The 18,620-nt window shown below is 69.6% G+C and carries 15 protein-coding genes; 7 read left to right on the forward strand and 8 right to left on the reverse strand.

What is annotated here, in order from left to right:
- Positions 1-23: 23 nt before the first annotated feature.
- The 3 genes from CQ042_RS07595 to CQ042_RS07605 all read right to left on the reverse strand — a co-directional run bounded on the left by CQ042_RS07595 (position 24) and on the right by CQ042_RS07605 (position 4,515).
- Positions 24-1,190 carry an SseB family protein gene (locus CQ042_RS07595; RefSeq protein ID WP_181157492.1) on the reverse strand — a complete coding sequence of 389 codons (1,167 nt, stop codon included), beginning with the start codon at positions 1,188-1,190 and terminating at the stop codon, positions 24-26.
- A 63-nt stretch (positions 1,191-1,253) separates the two neighbouring features.
- Positions 1,254-3,728, reverse strand: coding sequence for an ATP-dependent helicase (locus CQ042_RS07600; RefSeq protein WP_105669881.1), 2,475 nt, complete (start codon positions 3,726-3,728; stop codon positions 1,254-1,256).
- A gap of 175 nt (positions 3,729-3,903) precedes the next feature.
- The gene (locus tag CQ042_RS07605) at positions 3,904-4,515 is read right to left on the reverse strand and encodes a LysE family translocator (protein WP_105669882.1); all 612 of its coding nucleotides are present in this window, start codon (positions 4,513-4,515) and stop codon (positions 3,904-3,906) included.
- 189 nt (positions 4,516-4,704) lie between these two features.
- Between CQ042_RS07605 and CQ042_RS07610 the strand changes: the two genes are divergently transcribed.
- Genes CQ042_RS07610 through CQ042_RS07630 form a run of 5 tightly spaced genes read left to right on the forward strand, consistent with a single transcriptional unit; the run spans position 4,705 to position 7,591 of the window.
- A complete protein-coding gene (locus CQ042_RS07610) occupies positions 4,705-5,013 on the forward strand; it encodes a hypothetical protein (protein WP_105669883.1) in 309 nt (102 codons plus the stop codon).
- A gap of 1 nt (position 5,014) precedes the next feature.
- Complete coding sequence (locus tag CQ042_RS07615; RefSeq protein WP_105669884.1) at positions 5,015-6,325, forward strand: hypothetical protein; 1,311 nt, start codon at positions 5,015-5,017, stop codon at positions 6,323-6,325.
- Positions 6,315-6,881: a hypothetical protein gene (locus tag CQ042_RS07620; protein ID WP_105669885.1), complete on the forward strand. Its 567-nt coding sequence runs from the start codon at positions 6,315-6,317 to the stop codon at positions 6,879-6,881. Before CQ042_RS07615 ends, CQ042_RS07620 begins: the two co-directional genes overlap by 11 nt.
- Positions 6,878-7,294, forward strand: a complete 417-nt coding sequence (locus CQ042_RS07625; RefSeq protein WP_105669886.1) for a YbaB/EbfC family nucleoid-associated protein — start codon at positions 6,878-6,880, stop codon at positions 7,292-7,294. The genes CQ042_RS07620 and CQ042_RS07625 overlap by 4 nt, the downstream gene beginning before the upstream one ends.
- 6 nt (positions 7,295-7,300) lie before the next feature.
- Positions 7,301-7,591, forward strand: a complete 291-nt coding sequence (locus CQ042_RS07630; RefSeq protein WP_105669887.1) for a WXG100 family type VII secretion target — start codon at positions 7,301-7,303, stop codon at positions 7,589-7,591.
- 98 nt (positions 7,592-7,689) lie between these two features.
- On the opposite strand, the gene CQ042_RS07635 is transcribed toward CQ042_RS07630, so the two are convergent.
- The 5 genes from CQ042_RS07635 to CQ042_RS07655 all read right to left on the reverse strand — a co-directional run bounded on the left by CQ042_RS07635 (position 7,690) and on the right by CQ042_RS07655 (position 16,352).
- The gene (locus tag CQ042_RS07635) at positions 7,690-10,797 is read right to left on the reverse strand and encodes a lamin tail domain-containing protein (RefSeq protein WP_105669888.1); all 3,108 of its coding nucleotides are present in this window, start codon (positions 10,795-10,797) and stop codon (positions 7,690-7,692) included.
- Positions 10,798-10,999: 202 nt separating this feature from the next.
- Positions 11,000-13,258, reverse strand: a complete 2,259-nt coding sequence (locus CQ042_RS07640; RefSeq protein WP_105669889.1) for an LPXTG cell wall anchor domain-containing protein — start codon at positions 13,256-13,258, stop codon at positions 11,000-11,002.
- A 39-nt stretch (positions 13,259-13,297) separates the two neighbouring features.
- The gene (locus CQ042_RS07645) at positions 13,298-14,152 is read right to left on the reverse strand and encodes a carbohydrate ABC transporter permease (RefSeq protein WP_219844831.1); all 855 of its coding nucleotides are present in this window, start codon (positions 14,150-14,152) and stop codon (positions 13,298-13,300) included.
- A 1-nt stretch (position 14,153) separates the two neighbouring features.
- Positions 14,154-15,035: a carbohydrate ABC transporter permease gene (locus tag CQ042_RS07650; RefSeq protein WP_105669891.1), complete on the reverse strand. Its 882-nt coding sequence runs from the start codon at positions 15,033-15,035 to the stop codon at positions 14,154-14,156.
- Positions 15,036-15,089: 54 nt separating this feature from the next.
- Positions 15,090-16,352, reverse strand: coding sequence for an ABC transporter substrate-binding protein (locus tag CQ042_RS07655; protein ID WP_105669892.1), 1,263 nt, complete (start codon positions 16,350-16,352; stop codon positions 15,090-15,092).
- Between the two features lie 170 nt (positions 16,353-16,522).
- Between CQ042_RS07655 and CQ042_RS07660 the strand changes: the two genes are divergently transcribed.
- Positions 16,523-17,845, forward strand: coding sequence for an alpha-L-fucosidase (locus tag CQ042_RS07660; protein WP_105669893.1), 1,323 nt, complete (start codon positions 16,523-16,525; stop codon positions 17,843-17,845).
- 2 nt (positions 17,846-17,847) lie between these two features.
- Positions 17,848-18,600, forward strand: coding sequence for a hypothetical protein (locus CQ042_RS07665; RefSeq protein ID WP_105669894.1), 753 nt, complete (start codon positions 17,848-17,850; stop codon positions 18,598-18,600).
- The last annotated feature ends 20 nt before the right edge of the window (positions 18,601-18,620 follow it).

The raw sequence follows: 18,620 nt of genomic DNA on the forward strand, positions 1-18,620 counted from the left end.
CGGTGCGCCGGACCCGAATCCGGTCAGTCGCCGAGGTCGACCGCGAGCACGAGGACGGGGGTGAGCGCCTCACGCTCGACGACGAGCGAAGGCCCGGCGGAGTCCACGATCACGCCGGCCATCTCGGAGTGGCTCGTGAGGACCTTCGCCAGCTGGGTCGGCTCGAACGGGAGCGGCCGATCCCCTCGTCCGAGGGCGATGACCTCGAGCGGGTGCGAGAACAGCTGCAGGAAACGGCGACCGTCGGTCGTCTGCGCCTCGGCGATGCCGACCTGGCCGGTGCCGGAACCGTCGTTGACCGCCACCCACATCCGCTTCGTCGCGAGCGCTTCGCCGACCTTCACCGCGGAATCCTGCTCGCGCGGCGCGGCGAGGATGCTCTTGACGGTCATGTCGACGTCAGCCTGCTCGAGCGTCTTCTGCAGAAGTTCGGTCGGGAAGACCACGCGGTGCGGTGCCGAGGCGTTGTCGACGATCAAGCCGGCGAACTCACCGGACACCACCTGCTGCAGCACCGAGGTGACGGGCTGCGCGACGGCCGAGGTCGCTGCGGGGTCGGCCTCGAGCTGCACGGAGTCGCGCACCGCGCGCGCCGAGCTGAAGGCGAGCATGAACTGCCGGTCGTCCGCGTCGCGCACCACGGCGACCGAGAGCGGCTTGCCCTCGCTGATCTGCGCGCGGGCGTCACCGTTCACGCGGATGTACAGGTGACCCTGGAGCGCCTGGCGCATCACTCCGAGCAGCTGGTCGTTCGTCGCCCCCGTCTCGATCTCGGTGAGCGCTTCGCGGAGCAGGACGTTGTCCTTCATCCCGGCGACGGTCTCGGTCTGCTCCGGCGGCAGGGCGGCCGCCAGCGGGAGGCGCCGCTCCTGCGGAGCCTCCGGCTGCGCGGTCGGACGCGGCTGCGCGGTGCGCGGCGCGGATGCCGCAGGCTCAGGCTTCTCGTCGGAGGACGGGAGTGCGACCTCGGGGCCCGCTTCGGCGCCGACGCCGCGGAACGCCTGCACCGAGATGCCGATGGAGGGCGCCTCGACGGGCTGCGCCTCGACGGTCCCGGCGGGATCGCTCACATCGGGCGCGGCGGACTCGGCGGAGACAGCGGGTGTCTCGACAGCGGATGTCTCGACAGCGGGTGCGGTGGGGGCGACGGCATCGTCACCGGACTTCTTGCGGCGGGAGAAGAGGGCCATATGAGCCAGCCTAACCGGCATCCCGGCGTGTGTTCCGCCGTGGCGGAGACTCTGTCGGCGGTGCTAGATCTTCTCGATCGGTGCGACCTTGATGAGGAGCTTCTTCTGCCCCGCCGAGTCGAACCGCACGTGGGCGATGCGCTTGGCTCCCTCACCGGTCACGGCGTCCACCCGTCCCTCTCCGAAGTCGACGTGCCGGATGCGATCGCCCGCGGCGAGCTCGAGGTCGCCGTTGTCGCGCATCTTGGCCGTGACCCGGTTGGGGAACTTGTCCATCGCCGTCGACAGCGGCTTGAGGGAGTCGCGTCCGGGGAGCGCCTTGACCCCGAAGCGGTCGCCGGAGCCCGAGCCGCCGAACCCGCCCTGGCGACGCGCGTTCAGGGCGCGGGACTGCATCCCCCCACGCGAGTTCACGTCTCCCGGGGACTGCCGCCAGTCGATCAGGCTCGCCGGGATCTCCTGCAGGAAGCGACTGGGCATCGCCACGGTGACCTCGCCGAACTGCGCCCTCGTCATGGCGAGGGAGAGATGCAGCCGTTTGCGCGCCCGCGTGATGCCGACGTAGAAGAGTCGTCGCTCCTCCTGCGGTCCGCCCGGCTCTCCAGCCGAGATGCGGTGCGGGATGAGGTCTTCCTCCACGCCCGTGACGAACACCGCGTCGTATTCGAGACCCTTCGCCGTGTGCATGGTCATGAGCGAGACGGAGCCGGATTCATCGTCGAGGTCGTCGGCGTCGGACACCAGGGCGACCTCCGTGAGGAAGTCGACGATCGTGCCCTCGGGGTTGTTGCGGGCGAAGTCGCGGGCGACGGCCACGAACTCGTCGAGGTTCTCGACGCGCGCCTCGTCCTGCGGGTCGCGGCTCGCACGCAGAGCGTCGAGGTAGCCGCTCTGGGAGAGCAGCAGACTCAGGCCGTCGGCCACGCTCGTGGGGGGAGGCACCTCTCCGGTCGCCGGGACCATGATCGCCGTGGCTTCGGCGAGCACGGCGTCGAGCTTGGCGATCGCCGCCTGGATCTTCGGCCCGACGCCGAGCTGACCCGGCATCGACAGCGCATCGCGGAAGCTGATGCCGTGCTCCTCGGCGAACCGTGCGATGGCTGTCTCGGTCACATCGCCGATGCCGCGTCGCGGCTTGTTCAGGACGCGGCGCACCGACATCTCGTCGGCCGGGTTCGCGACCGCGACGAGGTAGGCCAGCGCATCCTTGATCTCGGCACGGTCGTAGAACTTCGTGCCGCCCATGATCTTGTACGGCACCGCCGAACGGATGAAGATCTCCTCCAGCGCACGGGACTGCGAGTTGGTGCGGTAGAAGACCGCCATCTCCGAGTACGGCATACCCGCACGGTGCAGCGACTCGACCTCGTCGGCCACGAACTGGGCCTCGTCATGCTGCGAGTAGCCGGTGAAGCCGATGATGGCGTCGCCGTCGCCCTTGTCGCTCCAGAGCTTCTTGTCCTTGCGGTCGAAGTTGTTGCCGATCACGGCGTTCGCGGCGGACAGGATGTTCTGCGTCGATCGATAGTTCTGCTCGAGCAGCACCACCCGGGCGCCGGGGAAGTCGCGCTCGAACTCGCTGATGTTGCGGATGTCCGCGCCGCGGAACGCGTAGATCGACTGATCGGAGTCGCCGACCACGGTGAGCGAGGCTCCGGGCTCTCCGGCATCGGCGGTGGGAGCGGGGTCGGGCTCGAAGATCATCATGCCGTTGGAGGCATAGGGATCCGGGGCGGCACCGGCGGAGCCGGATACGGGGCGCGTGAGCTCGTGGATCAGCGAGTACTGCGCGTGGTTCGTGTCCTGGTACTCGTCGACCAGGATGTGGCGGAACCGGCGGCGATAGGTGTCGGCGACCTGCGGGAACGCCCGGAACAGGTAGACCGTCTGGCCGATGAGGTCGTCGAAGTCGAAGGCGTTCGCCTTCTGCAGCTGTCGCTGGTAGTCGGCGAAGACCTCGACGAACACCCGCTCGGCCGGATCACTCATGTTGGCCTGACGTGCGTACGACTCCGCGTCGGACAGCTCGTTCTTCAGCTTGGAGATGCGCGATTGCACGGAGGCCGGCGTCAGCCCGTAGGCGTCGGCCTCGTGCTCCTTGACCAGGCGCTTGAGCAGAGCCCGCGAGTCGCCGGAATCGTAGATCGTGAACGACTTCGTGTAGCCGAACTGCTGGGCTTCCCGGCGCAGGATGCGCACGCAGGCGGAGTGGAACGTCGAGATCCACATGCCGCGGGCGGCGTCGCCGATCAGCCCCTCGACCCGCTCGCGCATCTCGCCCGCGGCCTTGTTCGTGAACGTGATCGCGAGGATCTGACTCGGCCACGCCTCGCGTCCGCGCAGCAGCGAGGCGATGCGGCGGGTGAGCACGCTGGTCTTGCCCGATCCTGCACCCGCGACGATGAGCAGGGCGGGGCCGCGGTAGGTGACGGCCTCGAGCTGCTGGGGGTTCAGGCCGGCGAGGAGATCGTCCTGCCCCTCCGCCCCGGAGGAGCGCGGGCCGACGGATCCGGGGACGATGAGGGGAGCTTCGGTCATGGCCCTTCGAGTCTAGGCGGCGGCACCGACACCGCGGCACGGGATGCCTCCGCCGAAGGGCGTCTCACCGACCCGCGGGCCCGTTCCTCGAGGAGAGCGGCGGACAGCTCCCCCGGCGACCGTTCGGCCCCGCCACTCGACGGAGCGGGTCAGAGAGCGATCCGCCATACCCCGCCTACCGGCTCTCCAGGGCGAGACGCCCGGCGAGGAGCACGTAGGTCGCGGCGAACGAGCGACGCAGCCAGGTCATCACCTTCGGCCGACCCAGGACCCGGGCGCGCATCGTGGCCGCGAAGACGCCGTACAGCGCGAAGACGAGGAACGTGAACGCCATGAACACCAGACTCAGACCGACCATCTGCCAGGTGCCGCTCGGGTCACCGGCGGGGACGAACTGCGGCAGGAAAGCGAAGAAGAAGATCGTGAGCTTGGGGTTGAGGACGTTGATGAGGATCGCGGTGCGGATCACGCGCCACGACGAGAGCGGTGCGGCATCCTCCTCTGCCTGGATCAGCGACCTGTCGCGCAGGGTCTGCCAGGCGAGGAACAGCAGATAGGCGATGCCGAGCCACTTGATGGTCTCGAAAGCGACCGCAGAGGCGTTCAGGATCGCGGCGAGCCCGGTGATCGCCGCGATCATGTGCGGGATGACACCGAGCGTGCACCCGAAGGCCGCGATGATGCCGGCCCTGCTTCCCCGCGAGAGCCCCGCCGCGATCGAATACACGGCACCCGTCCCGGGCGTGGCGACGATCACCAGCGTCGTCAGGAGGAAGGCGATGCTCATTCCTCCTCCTTTCGTCGCGGTCGTTCCGCGTCGTCATCCTGTCTACCCGGCTTCTGCCCCCGCGCGCATCCCCCAAAACGGAGACCGCAGCCGCCGCTTGGCATCCTCAGGCGCCCGACCTATCGTGGACTCTGTCTGTTCACCGATCCGGTCGATCAGACGCGCAGATTTCGGGGGGAGCACGATCAGATGGCGGATATCGAAGTCCACAGCGAGGCCTATGCCGCCGCGCGAAGTGCGCTGACGGAGGCCGCGGCGAAGCTCGCGTCCGCGCGGAACAGCGTCTCCTCGGCGGTGCCCGGGATGGCGTTCGGCCCGATCGGCGCCTTCATCCCCCCGGTGCTGAACTCGGTCGGGGCTGTCGTCGAGGGAGCGGCCGGCTTCGTCGGGACGGTCTCGCAGCGCACCGCCTCCGGCGTGGAGAAGGCCGTGGAGGGGTTCCGCACCGTCGACGACGACGGCCGCGCCGATCTCGAGCGCATCGCCGCGGAGGGCTGACGTGAGCACCACCGTCCTGCCGGATGCCGACGCAGCCGCCTCCGCCCTCGCCTCGGGAAGCTGGAGCAGTCAGCTCCCCGCCGGCGGCGGCGCCGGCGACGATTGCGGCGGCGGCCTGCATGGCTTCGCCTCCGAGATCATGCGTTTCGTCCGACCGCTGGAGCAGCTGCTCGAGCAGGTGACGGGCGACCCGGCGGGGCTCTATCAGGCGTCGCATGCCTGGGAGACGTACGCGGGCGATGTGCAGTCGGCGTCCGCGCTCTATCAGCAGGCGCTCACGCAGATCAGCGGCCAGGTGCAGGGGCTGACCGCCCTGGTCGTGGAGGGTTCCCTGCGGGTGCTGACCGCGGCGACGCATTCGATCGCCGACTGGTCGAAGGTGATGAGTCAGGCGCTGCAGCTGTGCGTGCGCGCCGTCGAGGTCATGCGCTCACTGGTGTGCGCCGGATTCGAGCTGCTGTCGACGGTGGGCGGCAGCATCAAGGATTTCCTGTTCGGCAGCTGGCCCTGGGAGCTCGACAAGAAGGCGCAGGTGATCCAGGACTTCGCCGACAACTGCGCGCAGGTCATCTCCGAGGTCACCTCCAACATCGACCGCGCGTTGCAGGCGCTGCGGGAGATGCTTCGACTGGCGACGGACCTCTATCGGGCGATCATCCCGTTCCATCAGCGCCTCGAAGACGTGCTCGGCGAGCTCCTTGAGCAGTTCCCCCCTGGGCAGCTCCTCGGCCCCCTGGGCGGCCTGCCCGGAGCGATCCCGCCCGGCGGCATGGGAGACACCTACGATCCCGGCCCCTCCCCCTACCCCGGCTCGGATCACCGGTTCGTCGGCGACTACGACCTCGGCTACTCCCATCAGTTCGACCTCGGCGCCACCGACATGACCACCGAGCAGCTCAACCAGATGCTCCAGCAGGAGTTCGGTCATGTCTTCCTCCCGTCGCGCGAGGGCGACAACTCGCAGCTCAACATGCAGCTCAGCGGCGAGGGGCAGACCATCAAGACTTCGCTGTTCGGCATGGGCATCCCCGGTGTCACCTCCGGCGACATCGTCGTGCAGCAGGTGACGGACGACGGCTTCGTGATCGCCGCGAAACCGGGACACCCGGAATATCCGGGCGAGGTGGCCTTCCGACTGCGCAACGTCGACGGCCGTGGGGTCTTCGAGGTCACGGGGGCCTACGACGAGACGATCCTCTCCGGCATGGGCTTCCCCGGCAACACCAACCCGGCCTACGCCGGCATCGCGGATGTCAGCATCTGGTCCGACATGCAGTACCGACTCGAGGACATGATGCACTATGGCCGCTAAACGCTGGTTCGCCCTCTCCGTCGTCGCCGTGAGCATGCTCGCCCTCTCGGGGTGCGCGTTCGGAGGCGGCGGCTCGGGGGCCGACGTCCCCCACGATGCGGCATCCGGTGGTCAGACCCTCGCCGAGATGCGCGAGTCGCTCGATGCGCTCCCCGGCATCGTGGTCTCCGAGATCACGGGCGGCGAACGGCCGAACGTCAAGGGCAACACCGGGTACGCGGTCGCCCTCGAGGTCGAACCGGGCTACACGATCGCCGACGGCGCGGCCCTCGTCGACTTCGTCGTCGCCTCCGTCTGGTCGGTGCGCGAGGGCTATATGCCCAACGCCCGGATCGACATCAGCGTGCGCACCTCGTCACCGGAGGGCTTCGACGTGGCGGCGGCGGCGCAGCAGGCCGGTTGGGTCCAAGACGCCGCGGCCGCGCCGAGCGCGTACAGCTCCGCATCCATCGAGGTGGCGGAGAGCAAGGACCAGGGCGCGCGCAATGTCGAACGACTCGGCTCGTGGCCGGGCGAAGCGCCGGAGGTCCCCTCCGGTGTGACCGAGCAGGAATGACGGAGGACGACGTGAACGACGACACGTTCGGCATCGACGACGGCTTCGCCGCGGCGCGGCGGCAGCTCGACGACATCAACCGCCAGGCGCAGCAGAACCGCGAACGCGCCCAGGCCCTGGCTGCCGACGTCGAGACCATCACCGAGTCGGTGCGCAGCCCTCGTGGCGAGGTGACGGTGCGCGCCAGGGTCGGCGGCAAGCTCGCCGGCCTCGAATTCGGTCCGGCGGCCGAAGGACTCGCGCTGCCGGTGCTCGCGCAGCTGACACTCGAGACGATCGCCGAGGCGCAGCACAAGGCGATGTCGGTGCTCGCGGATCGGAGCGCCGATCTGTTCGGCGCCGAATCCGACATCGCGACGAGCCTGAAGTCGGATGCGCGACGCGGCTATCCGACCACCGGACTGGAAAGCTGACGCACCATGGATCTCACGATCGATCCCGACCGGCTCGCCGAGACCGCAGCGAGCGGGCTGGCCTCCGCCACAGCCATCGTGGAGTCTCTCGACGCTCTGGCGGCCGCCTCCGGCGACCTGCGGTCCCGCTGGGAGGGCGAGGCGCAGAGCGCGTTCACCCGGCGCTCCTCCGCCCTGGACGCGCAGTGGCGCCTGCACGCCGGAACCCTGCGGCTCTCTTCGGAACGCGCGGCACGACTCGCCGAGGAGTACCGCCAGGCCGACGCCGACGGCGCGCGGGCCGTGCTCGGGCTCTGACGGTCCTCCTCCGCTCACCGTCGACCGCAGCCGACGCCGATGACGGGGAGGGACCACGATCCGCGCATCCCTCCCCGCTCTCGTGCGTCGGCTCGACGTCAGGTCGTCTGCCGGCGTCGGCGAACCATCAGCACACCGGCGATCACGAGCATCAGCGCGACGGCCGTCGCCGAGATCGGGAGATCGGCACCGGTCGCGGCGAGCCCGCCGGCACCGGCGGAGACCCGGATGTCCGCCCAGCCGAGGAGCGCGCCGTCCGCGGCGAACACCGCGATCCGGTGAGCTCCGAGCGGAGCATCCGTCGGAATCGTCACGGTGATCGCGCCGCTCGCGGTCAGCGTTCCCGTCGCGATCCGTGCGGGGTCGGAGTACATCCACACCTCCGCGTCCGCACCCGCGCTGCTCGCTCCGACCGTCACGACGACCTGCTGACCCCGCGTGGCGACCGACGGGTCGACCGTCACGCCGTTGCGGTTGGCGTCGACGAGACCGGCGCCGGGGAGCGGCGGGTTCTCACCGCCCGGATTGCCGGGGTTCTCTCCCCCGGGAGTGCCGGGGTCGACGCCGGGGAGCGTTCCGGTGCGCAGCGCCTCGGAGGCGAAGCCGTCGGCGAACCACCACACCGGGCGCTGTCCGTCGACCGACAGCGAGGCCGGTGCGGTCGCGAAGCCCTCGTTGTTGATGTCGGGCATGCCGGCAGGACGAGCGTAGTGGGCGATGCCCGGCTGCGCGGTGCCGTTCAGCGTGATCTCCGCCGAGCGTCCCTGGCAACCGTCGTCGCACACGGCCCACAGGGAGTTGCGCACGCTGTCGTAGTCGAGCGCCATGACGCCGGTGAGACCGGGAGCGATCTCCGATACGAGGGTCGCCGCGCCGTCCGCGGCGAGCGCGAAGGCGTAGACGTGCCCGTTGTCCTCCACCGCGACGAGGAACAGCCCGCCGCCGTGACCGGCGTAGTCCGCCGGGGCGTAGGCGGCACCCGTGTTGTCGTCGAAGAGCTTTCCGGCGAGCGCCGTATCCGGCACCCACTGCACGGCCTCCATGCCGAGGTTCGCCCCCACCGCGGGAAGCAGGGCGGTCAGGTCCCACGTCTGCTGAGCGACGAGGTCGCCGTCCGATGCCTCGGGATCGACCTTCAGCACCATGTTCTGGTTCACGCCCTTGGCGCTGTTGTCGCGCTCAGAGGCGACATACACGAAGCCGTCGCCATCGACCGTGATGCCCTCGGTGTCAGGGCCTGCCGCCCCAGGATCCTCGGCATCCTTCGGAAAGCGCACCCGCTTGCCCGCATCCCAGCCGTCGACCTTCTCGACCGAGCCGTCCGCCTGCGCTTCGAGCTTCCAGATGCGGCCCTCCCCGTTGTCGACGGCCCAGAGGAATGCACCGTCGGCGGTCTCCTGCACGTCCAGCCCCGAGCTGTCCTCCAGGAACGTCGGGATGTCGTCGAGCACGCGGACATCGGCCGAACCGGGCCACGTCGCCACGGCGACCTCGCCTGCGCAGAGGTTCGCCGCGCCCTTCGTCGACTCGGTGGTGACGGCGAAGGCGCCCGTCGTGTCGGGGCAGCGCCCCCAGGTGGTGACCGCGTGTCCGTCGCCCCAGGTGGTCTCGTCGATGAGCAGGTCGCCGTCGAAGACACGCACGGCATCTCCGCCGCCCAGACCGAAGCCCAGCCGGTCGCGCTCGATCACGAGGTACTCCCCCGCCCCGATGGTCGTTCCCGTCGGGAGCGTGTAGCCGTGCGCGTCGTCGTCGTCCTTCACCACGATGCCGGACACGTCGAGCGCACCCGAGGTGGGGTTCACGAGCTCCACCCAGTCGTCGGGCGAGCCGCCGTCGGACTCGACCTCGTTGATGCGCACCGGGTTGCCGCAGGCGTTGCGGAGTCCCTTGGTCGAGACCGCGATGTCGACGAAGTCGCCGGAGCCGTCGGCACAGCGCGCCAGGACGCCGGCTGCGTGTGCGGTGTACACGTGCTCATCGACCGTGTTGCCGTTCGCGTCGCGGATCGTCACGGTGTCGCCGTTGCCGAGACCGAAGACGAAGTCCGCCGGCTGATCGAAGACGAGGTAGCCGCCGGGCGGCAGCATCGTTCCGGCGGGAAGCGGCGTGGTCTCTGCGGTGTGACCTGCCGGGTCGCTGTCCATGACGCTCCAGCCGGAGAGGTCGACCGCGGTGCTGCCGGTGTTCACGACCTCGACCCAGTCGGTGGCGTCGCCGTTCGACTCGATCTCGTTGATGACGACATCGGGCATCACGCACGAGTTCGCGGCGCCGGGAGTCGGATGTGCGAGCACGAACGCACCGACACCGTCGGGACAGCGCGCCAGAGTCGCCGCCGCGAAGTCGCCGTCGATCGCCGCGTGCCCCTGCCACGGGAGCGTGTCGTCGATCATCGCGCCCGAGGCATCGTAGAGACGGATCCGGTCGGCGCTGCCGATGCCGATCGGTTCGCGGAACGCGGCCTCGACGCCTCCGGAGAGTCCGATCGTGCCTTCCTCGACCACGAGGAACTGTCCCGCTCCGATCTGCGTGCCTGCCGGGAACTGCCAGCGGTGGTCGTCGGAGTTGTCGCGGATCTCGTACCCCGAGATGTCGAGCGCCTCGGTGCCGGGGTTGTGGAACTCCACCCAGTCGGCCGGCTGCGAGTCGACCTCGTTGATGAGGACGGAGCCGGCGACGGGAGCGACCGCGCAGTCGTTCGCCGTACCGGGCGTCGCCGCAGTCGCATGCGCCCAGGCACCGGTGCCGTCGGGGCAGCGCGCCCACACCGAGAGCGGCGCGGTGTTCGCGTAAGCGTAGGAGTCGACCTCGGTGCCGCTGGGGTCGAAGAGCACGACCTCGTCGCCCTTGCCGAGCCCGAAGGCGAAGTCGACGTCCTTCACCAGTACCAGGAACGCTCCGGGTGCGAGGGCGGTGCCCTCCGGCGCCGTGCCGAAGCTGTCGCGCTTCTCATCGGCGATGGTCCATCCGGTCAGGTCGACCGTCTCGGTTCCGGCGTTGTAGATCTCGACCTGGTCGGCGAGCCCGGTCGCCGCGTCGTCGTAGACGATCTCGTTCAGCACCAGGCTCGGCGCGGCCGGGGCCACCTCGGCGAGGCGGATGCCGGGATCGGCGCCGATCGCGGCGACGGGAGTGGCGAGCAGGGTGGCGGCGCTCACGGCGCACACCGCCGCGACCGCCGCTGCGAATTGCAGGCGGGGCATGGAGGACTCCTGGGTGGCTGGGCCGGAAAGCCCCGGAGACGGGGCCGACCGGAGGGGACTCAGTCGGGTACCCGCCCAGACCACCGATCCCGCGTGTCCGCAGGAAGGCCCTCGGGTGCACGGAAGGTGAACGGGAGGTGGCGATTGCTCCCGTTGCCCGTCGGGCGCAGGTCTCCCGCCGGGGAGGCGGGAGACCTGCGGATCACACCCTTCTTCTGCGCAGGATCAGTGCGCCGGCACCGGCGAGCATCGCCAGGATCGCCGCCACGATCAGCGCGAACGGCGTCGCAGCTCCGGTCGCTGCGAGCGAGTCGGATGCCGCCTCGCCGGATGCTGCGGCCAGGGGCTGACCGGCCGGAGTCGCTTCCCCCTGGTCCGCGCCGGTGCCGCCGCTGCCACCCGTTCCCGGCGCGCCCGGGTCCGTCGTGCCCGGGTCCGTCGTGCCCGGGTCCGTCGTCCCCGGATCCGTCGGTGCGACCGCGCGCAGGGAGAGCGAGTCGCAGAAGCCGATGTCGAGTCCGGTCTCCTTGAGGCAGTACACCTTCGCGGACGTGGCCGATGCGCCCGTGCGGAAGGGCACGCTGACCTGCTGATAGTCCGTCGACACGACCGGCGCGTATGCCTCGGCGGCGCCGCTGTCGTACACCCCGATGCGCACCTCCTCGCCGGCGTTGATCACGCGGGCGTACCCGCTGAGCACATAGTCGGTGTTCGGCAGCAAACCGCTGACGGTCTGCTCCACGCCGCGGTGTCCCGCGATGCTGAGCTGCATCGCGAAACGCGAGTCCCCCTGAGTGGTGTGCGGCACGACGAAGTTGTCGTCATCCGGCCAGATGCTGCGCCAGCTGCCGAACACACCGGATTCGAAGCCGCCGTCGACGAGCAGCTCGCCGGCGGGCGTCTCGACGTCGGGGAGGGGCGGCGCGGCCACGGGCGACCCGCTGAACGCCCCGATGTGCGGTGCTGCCGTGGCAGAGACGGGGTTGCCGAAGTAGTCGCGACCGCCGTTGCCGCCGATCACCCGACCGGCATCGAGGGCCGGCGAGCCCGGACGGAGCGCGTAGGCGGACGCGGTGGCGAGACCGTCCTCGGCGCCGCCCGGTTCCACGAACAGCGGATCGCCGGCGACCCCCGCCGCATCCGAGGCGGGGACGGCGAACCCGGAGTAGAGGTTGTGGGACACCGTGATGCCGCGGTCGGCGTCGAGACGCGTGAGGCCCTTCCCCACGAGGATGTTGTTGGCGAACAGGGTGTTCGCAGGGAGCCGGATCTCGAACTCGCCGTCCGGGTTGTAGAGGGTGTTGTTGTACATCTCCAGGCGCACGCGACCGTTGGCCGAGTTCACGAAGCCCTCGTTCTGCGAGACGTTGTAGCGGACGATCAGGTGGGGCTCGTCGGTCTGGCCGGGTCCGGCGCACGACAGACATTCGAGGTAGAAGCCGCCGGCGTTCTCGTGCGAGTAGTTGTACTGATAGGTGCAGGAGCCGGTGATGCCCCAGTCGCAGTCCCAGCCCATGGAGTCAGGGCCGGGCTGCGTGCGGGCGGACTCGTTGAACTGGAACACCGGATCGATGCTGGTGTACGCCCAGATGCCCGCGATCGCACCGCGGTTCGGTGCGTCGTAGCCCGCGTCGTAACTCACGTTGTGCTCGATGAGCGGGCTGTCCGAGACGCCGACCAGGATCGAATCGGCGGCGGCCCTGGTCACCACGTTGCCGCGGATCACGACATCCGTGTTCCGGCCGATCGTGTCATCGCCGTTGGGCGACCCCGTGAGTGCGATCCCCATGGACCGCACTTCGCGCACGGAGTTGTCTTCGATCAGCACGCCGTCGAAGAATCCGCTCGCGCCGGTCGACTTCGCGGGCAGCTTCACCAGGATGCCTGCCGAGACGTAGCGTCCGTCGGCGAACCGATGCGTGATGCCGGCGACATCCGCGATGTCGTTGCCGACGATCTCGATCCCCGCGTGCACTTCGTCGCCGGTCGCCTCGATCAGGATGCCGCTGCGGACCTGCTCGTCGTCGGCGTCGTTGGTGACCGAGAGGCCTTCGACCCGCCAGTGACTGACATCGCGCAGGGTGACGGCCGCCGGGGTCGCACCTCCGGCGGCGATCACGGGTTTGGCGCCCTCACCGTACGCGCCGAGCACGACAGGAGCGCCGGCGGCGCCGTCGCCGATCGCCTCGAACGAGCCGGTGCACACGGTCCCGGCACGCAGGCGGATGGAGTCGCCGGGACCGAACCCGCCGGGAGGCGGCGCGATCGCCGACAGCGAGTCCCAGGGGCTCTGCGACGTGCCGTCACCGGGCGCCGACGCATCGCAGTCGACGAAGTACCCGGTGTCGGCGGCCGAGGCGGTGGGCGCGCTCACCGTCACCAGTCCGCCCGCGAGGAGGGCGGCGGCGAGGATGACGGCGCCTGTTCGGCGACGTCGAGGGAGAGATGGCAGCGGCAGCATTGCCGTTCCTTTCTTCGGGGGCGCCGGCAGGCGCCCGGGTCAGGACTTCACGGCTCCCGCCGACATCCCCGCGACGACGTATCGCTGCAGGAACGAGAAGACCAGGATCAGCGGGAGCACGCCCAGCAGCGCCGCGGGGAACAGCGTCGTGGGCTCGATGATGTTCGGGTCGAGCTGGGCGTAGGCGGATGCCATGATCGTGCGGTTCTCGGCGCCGGGCAGGAACACCAGCGGCACGATCAGGTCGTTCCACACCGCGAGGGTGAGGTAGGTCGCGAGCGTCGCCGTCACGGGTGTGAGCAGCGGCAGCACGATGCGGAAGAACACGCGGAGTGGTCCGGCCCCGTCCAGCGATGCCGCCTCCTCGAGCTCGACCGGCACCTGCCGCATGAAGCTGGTGTAGAAGAAGACCGCGATCGGCAGGTTGAGCGCGATGTAGATGAGGATGACGCCGAGGTGGGTGTTCAGCAGCTGCAGATCGCGCATCAGCAGGTACAGCGGTGCGATGAGCACGTAGATCGGGATCGAGGTGCCCACCAGGAACAGGCGGTACACCCCCGTGCTCCACGCGCGTCCGATCCGGCTGAGCGGGTAGCTCGCCATGGCTCCGGCGACGACGGTGCCGACGATCGTGCCGCCGACGATGAGGAGCGTGTTGAGCAGGCTGCGTCCGTAGTCGATCTCGTTGAACGCGATCACCACGTTCTCGAACGTCAGCGTGGTGGGGAACCCGAGCGGATCAGCCGCGACGTCTGCGGCGGGGCGCAGCGCGGTCAGCACCGCGAAGGCGAACGGCAGCAGGAGCAGTCCCACGCCGATCCAGAGGACGACGTCGCCGATCAGACGGCCGATGCGCGACGCGGATCGCGGCGCGCCCATGGTTGCGGTGGTCACGTCAGATCCCCATTCCTTCTTCACGCCGTCGCAGGATCGCGGTCACGGCGGTGGAGCAGACGACGACCACCACGAGGAGCAGCACCGCGATCGTGATTCCGTAGGCGAACTCTCCGGCGTTGCCGAAGACCTTGCGGTAGATGAGCATGGTCAGCGTGGTGGTCGCGCCCGCCGGGCCGCCGTTGGTCATGATGAGCGGGAACTCGAAGACCTTGAGCGAACCGATGAGCGCGAGGGTGATGTTCACGGTGAGGGCGGGAGCGAGCAGCGGCCATTCGATCGCGCGGAACCGTCGCCATCCGCTCGCGCCGTCGAGATCTGCGGCCTCGAGCACATCGCCGGGGAGAGCCAGGTAACCGGCGAGGAAGATCGCCGCGGAGTAGCCGGCGAACATCCAGATGTTCACGAGGGCGATGGCCCACAGCGCGGTCTGCGGGTCACCCAGCCAGATGCGCGTGAAGGCGTCGAGCCCGAGGGCGCGCAGCAGCGAGTTCAGGGCACCGTCCGGCGCGTAGATGGCGGAGAAGATCAGCGACGCCATCACCGGGGCCACCAGGGTCGGCAGCATGATCAGCACGCTCACGACCTTGCGGATGCGGGGCCGGTGGTACAGCGCTCTGGCGAAGAGCAGTCCGAGCAGGTTCTGCAGCACGACGACGATCAGCGCGTAGGCGAGTGTGACTCCCAGCGCTCGCCATACCTCGCTGTCGGAGGCCATGCGGACGTACTGCTCGGCACCCACGAAGTCGGAGCGGGGACCGCCGCGACTGTCGGTGAGGCTCAACCACAGCCCGCTGAACAGCGGGTAGAGCAGCAGCAGGCCGTAGATGACGATCGACGGAAGCAGGAATCCGGCCGCGACGACGGGACGTTTGGTGATCATGGTGCTCCTGGATGGTGCGGGTGCGGCGGCGAGCGCCGCCGCACCCGGCTCCTGCTACTCGGTGTGCGCGATGGAGTCGAGCTCGTCGAGGAGCTCGTCCACGGTGATGTCTCCGAGGAAGAGCGCCTGCAGCCGCGAACCGATCTGCGTCTGCACGTCTCCGGCCATCCAGGTGTTCGTCTGCATGAAGCGCGCGTCGCCGGCCTCGTAGGCCGCCACGAACCCGGCGGTGTCCTCGTTCGCGGGCGTCTCCCCGCCGACGAACGGCGAGACCGCGCTCTCGGCCTCGAGGAAGGGCTTCAGGTTCTCGGGCTGGGCCCAGAAGTCGATGTACTTCTGCGCCGCATCCTCGACCTCGGTGGCGGCGTTCATCGCCCACATCGTCCCGGCGAAGACCAGGCCGTTGGAGGTCTCCCCCGCTGCGGCACCCGGCCAGGCGACGAACTCGGTCGGCACTCCGGCCTCGCGCACCGGCGCCAGGTTCCAGGATCCCTGCACCCAGAAGCCGATGTCGCCCTGCGTGTACTGGTTCAGGCCGTCCGACCACTCGTCGACGCCGAGCTCGGTGCGCCAGTCGACGTAGCCGAGCTCGCCGAGCTCCACCAGCTGCTCGACGGCGGGCCGCCAGTCCTCGAACGTGGCATCGCCCGCGAAGAACTCGGCGTCCCAGCTCTCCGGGACCACGGATGCGCCGGCGCCGAGGAACGCGACCGAACCGGTCCATCCGTTGCGGTTGGGCAGGGCGATCGGAGTGTGACCGGCGTCCTGAAGGGCCTGCAGGGCGTCGAGGAAGGCGGGCCAGTCGCCGGGAGTCTCGGTGATGCCGACCTCTTGGAGCAGCTGCGTGTTGGCGAACATGCCCACGCCCACCGCTTCCATCGGCATCGCGAGCAGTTCGCCGTCGTGCTCGGCGAACGGTCGGAGCGAGTCGGTGATGGTGTCGGCCCACGCGCGATCGGAGAGATCGGCGAGGTAGCCCGACTCGCCCCAGTTGGCCAGGAGGTTGCTGTCGACCATGACCACGTCGGCCGAGTCGCCGGCCAGGAGCTCCGGCTGCACGCGCTGCGAGTACGGCTCGTTGGCGGGCAGCGCCTCGAAGACGAGCTCGATCTCGGGGTGCGCCTTCTCGAAGGCCGCGTTGATCTCGGCGACGTTGGCGGGTTCGCCCTCCGTCCCCTTCCATCCGTAGACCGTGAGGACGGTCTGGCCGTCCTCGTTGGTGGTCGGCTCGGCGGCGCCGCATCCGGCCAGCACCAGGGAGGCGAGGACGCCGGTTGCTCCGGCGGTCATCATTCGGGCGCGTGTGTGCTTCCTCATCGAAGGCTCCTTCAAAGGATGTTGTGAAATTGCGAGGTGTTCGGGACCGAAGAGCAATCGGTTGCTTCACTCGGGTAGGTAACCGGTTGCCTAACGCTCGGGATGAAGCTAATATCAATCCGCCGCGCTTGTCAAGCCGGCCCCGCCCCACTGCTTGGAGAGACAGCACCATGAACGACCAGGACCTCATCCCCACCACGACCGAGGGGCGATCATGGTTCGACTCGGCGAGCTTCGGGATGTTCATCCACTTCGACCAGGCCAGTCAGCTCGGCCTCGACCTGTCCTGGCCCCTCGTCGGCCTGCTCTCGGACAGCGGCACGGGGCCGCGGACGGTGACCCCGCCCGACTACTACGCCCACGCCGACGAATTCGACCCGCAGGCCTGGGACCCGGTCGAACTCGCCGAGCGCGCACGCCGCGCCGGGATGCGGTACGCGGTGTTCACCACCAAGCATCACTCGGGGTGGGCGGCGTGGCCCAGCAGGGCCACCGATCTGTCGATCGCATCGTCGCCGTTCGGACGCGCAGGGCGCGACCTGGTGCGCGAGTACGTGGACGCCTTCCGCGCTGCCGGCCTGCGGATCGGCCTGTACTACTCGCTGTCGGACTGGGCGGATCCGGACTATCCCGCATGGCGCCCGGAGTTCGCCCCGTACGCATTCGACGACTACCCGCGCTCGTCGCCGGAGAGCTGGGATCGCTACCTCGCCGGAATGCGCCAGGAGCTCGACGAGCTGTTGACCGACTACGGCCGCATCGACCTGCTGTGGTTCGACGGAGGCTGGGAGCGCACGGCCGAGGAGTGGCGCAGCATCGAGCTCGAGAAGCACATCCGCTCACTCCAGCCCGAGATCGTGATCAACGACCGACTCCCCGGCGTCGGCGACTACGTCACTCCCGAGCAGTCCGCCCCCGCCGACCTGATGTCGGGCCCCTGGGAGGCGTGCGTCACGATGAACACCACCTGGGGATACGTCCCGGACGACCTCGAGTACAAGACGTCCGCAGCGCTCATCCGCACCCTGATCGAGAGTGTCGCCGGTGGAGGCGCGCTCCTGTTGAACGTGGGCCCGGATGCGGACGGTGCCGTCGTCCCGCAGGAAGGCGCCATCCTCGACGACATCGCGGACTGGATGGCCGCGCATCGTGAGAGCGTGATCGGCGCAGGCCCCGGACTCGCGGCCTGGCAGCACTACGGACCGTCCACGCGCACGGGCGACGCCGTCTATCTGCACCTCTTCGGCTGGCCGGACGGCGAGCTCACCGTCCGGGGACTCCCTGTCCGCACCATCGAGGAGGTCACCCTCCTCTCGACGGGCGAGCGCCTCGCGTGGTCGGCGACCGTCGATCCGGCGCACGCCCGCGAGGAGAACCCGCGCGGTCTGCTGACGGTGCCGCTCGGGGACCACCGTCCGGATACGGCGGTCCCCGTGGTCCGCGTGCGGTTCCGGGATGAGGAAGCCGCGGCCGGGGCCCGCGCGGAGAGCTGACCATGGCCCCGTCGACGACTCCGGTCGCAGGCTCCCGAGCGCGCGCAGCGGGCATGATCCTCGCTTTCGCGACAGCCCTCTCGCTGGCCGCCTGCACGCCGCCGGAGCAGGCGCGCAGCCTGCCCACGGGAGACACCGCGGCACTCCACGTCGACGGCACGCCCGTCTCTCTCGACGAGTACACGTCGTGTCTGCGGGAGGAGCTCGCCGGCGTCCTCCTCGATGCCGAGGACGTCGGCCAGGGGAACGACCTCGACGCCGCGACCGTGGAGGGACGCCCAGCCCTCGATGTCCTCCGCGAGCGCGGTGCGGTCGCGTGCGCCGACGAGATCGTGCGCAGGACCCTCGGCGTCCGGCTCGGCGCCATCCCGGACGCGACCCTCGAATCCTCGCTCACCCGCTGGGATCTTCACAACGAGCAGCGACGCGGACGTGCCGATGCGGGCGAGGTCGTCTACGGCCCCCTCGAGCTGTCCTACGAGGACTTCGACGCGATCGAGCAGGCCGAGTTCGCCACCGCCGCGGAGCTGCCCCTGATCGACGCGCTCCTCGCCGACCCGCTCGCCCTGGACGCGGCTGCTGTCGAACTCACCGGCGAACCGGCGCCCGTCGACGAGGCCGAACGCCGGATCGCCGCCCAGGCGGTGGCCAGGGAGCGGATCGAGACGCAGTTGAAGGAGGCATCGGCGGCCGCGTCGATCGACTACGCCGATTGGCTGGACGAACTCGCTGTAGGTTCGATCATTGAGCGCTGACCTTCCGGGAGGAGCATGTC

Source organism: Microbacterium sp. MYb62 (assembly GCF_002979475.1).
In the GTDB taxonomy this organism is placed as follows: domain Bacteria; phylum Actinomycetota; class Actinomycetes; order Actinomycetales; family Microbacteriaceae; genus Microbacterium.

Coding starts and splice junctions, on each gene's coding strand:
- CQ042_RS07595 (WP_181157492.1), bottom strand. CDS start 1,190: ATGGCCCTCTTCTCCCGCCGCAAGAAGTCCGGTGACGATGCCGTCGCC.
- CQ042_RS07600 (WP_105669881.1), bottom strand. CDS start 3,728: ATGACCGAAGCTCCCCTCATCGTCCCCGGATCCGTCGGCCCGCGCTCC.
- CQ042_RS07605 (WP_105669882.1), bottom strand. CDS start 4,515: ATGAGCATCGCCTTCCTCCTGACGACGCTGGTGATCGTCGCCACGCCC.
- CQ042_RS07610 (WP_105669883.1), top strand. CDS start 4,705: ATGGCGGATATCGAAGTCCACAGCGAGGCCTATGCCGCCGCGCGAAGT.
- CQ042_RS07620 (WP_105669885.1), top strand. CDS start 6,315: ATGGCCGCTAAACGCTGGTTCGCCCTCTCCGTCGTCGCCGTGAGCATG.
- CQ042_RS07625 (WP_105669886.1), top strand. CDS start 6,878: ATGACGGAGGACGACGTGAACGACGACACGTTCGGCATCGACGACGGC.
- CQ042_RS07630 (WP_105669887.1), top strand. CDS start 7,301: ATGGATCTCACGATCGATCCCGACCGGCTCGCCGAGACCGCAGCGAGC.
- CQ042_RS07635 (WP_105669888.1), bottom strand. CDS start 10,797: ATGCCCCGCCTGCAATTCGCAGCGGCGGTCGCGGCGGTGTGCGCCGTG.
- CQ042_RS07640 (WP_105669889.1), bottom strand. CDS start 13,258: ATGCTGCCGCTGCCATCTCTCCCTCGACGTCGCCGAACAGGCGCCGTC.
- CQ042_RS07650 (WP_105669891.1), bottom strand. CDS start 15,035: ATGATCACCAAACGTCCCGTCGTCGCGGCCGGATTCCTGCTTCCGTCG.
- CQ042_RS07655 (WP_105669892.1), bottom strand. CDS start 16,352: ATGAGGAAGCACACACGCGCCCGAATGATGACCGCCGGAGCAACCGGC.
- CQ042_RS07660 (WP_105669893.1), top strand. CDS start 16,523: ATGAACGACCAGGACCTCATCCCCACCACGACCGAGGGGCGATCATGG.
- CQ042_RS07665 (WP_105669894.1), top strand. CDS start 17,848: ATGGCCCCGTCGACGACTCCGGTCGCAGGCTCCCGAGCGCGCGCAGCG.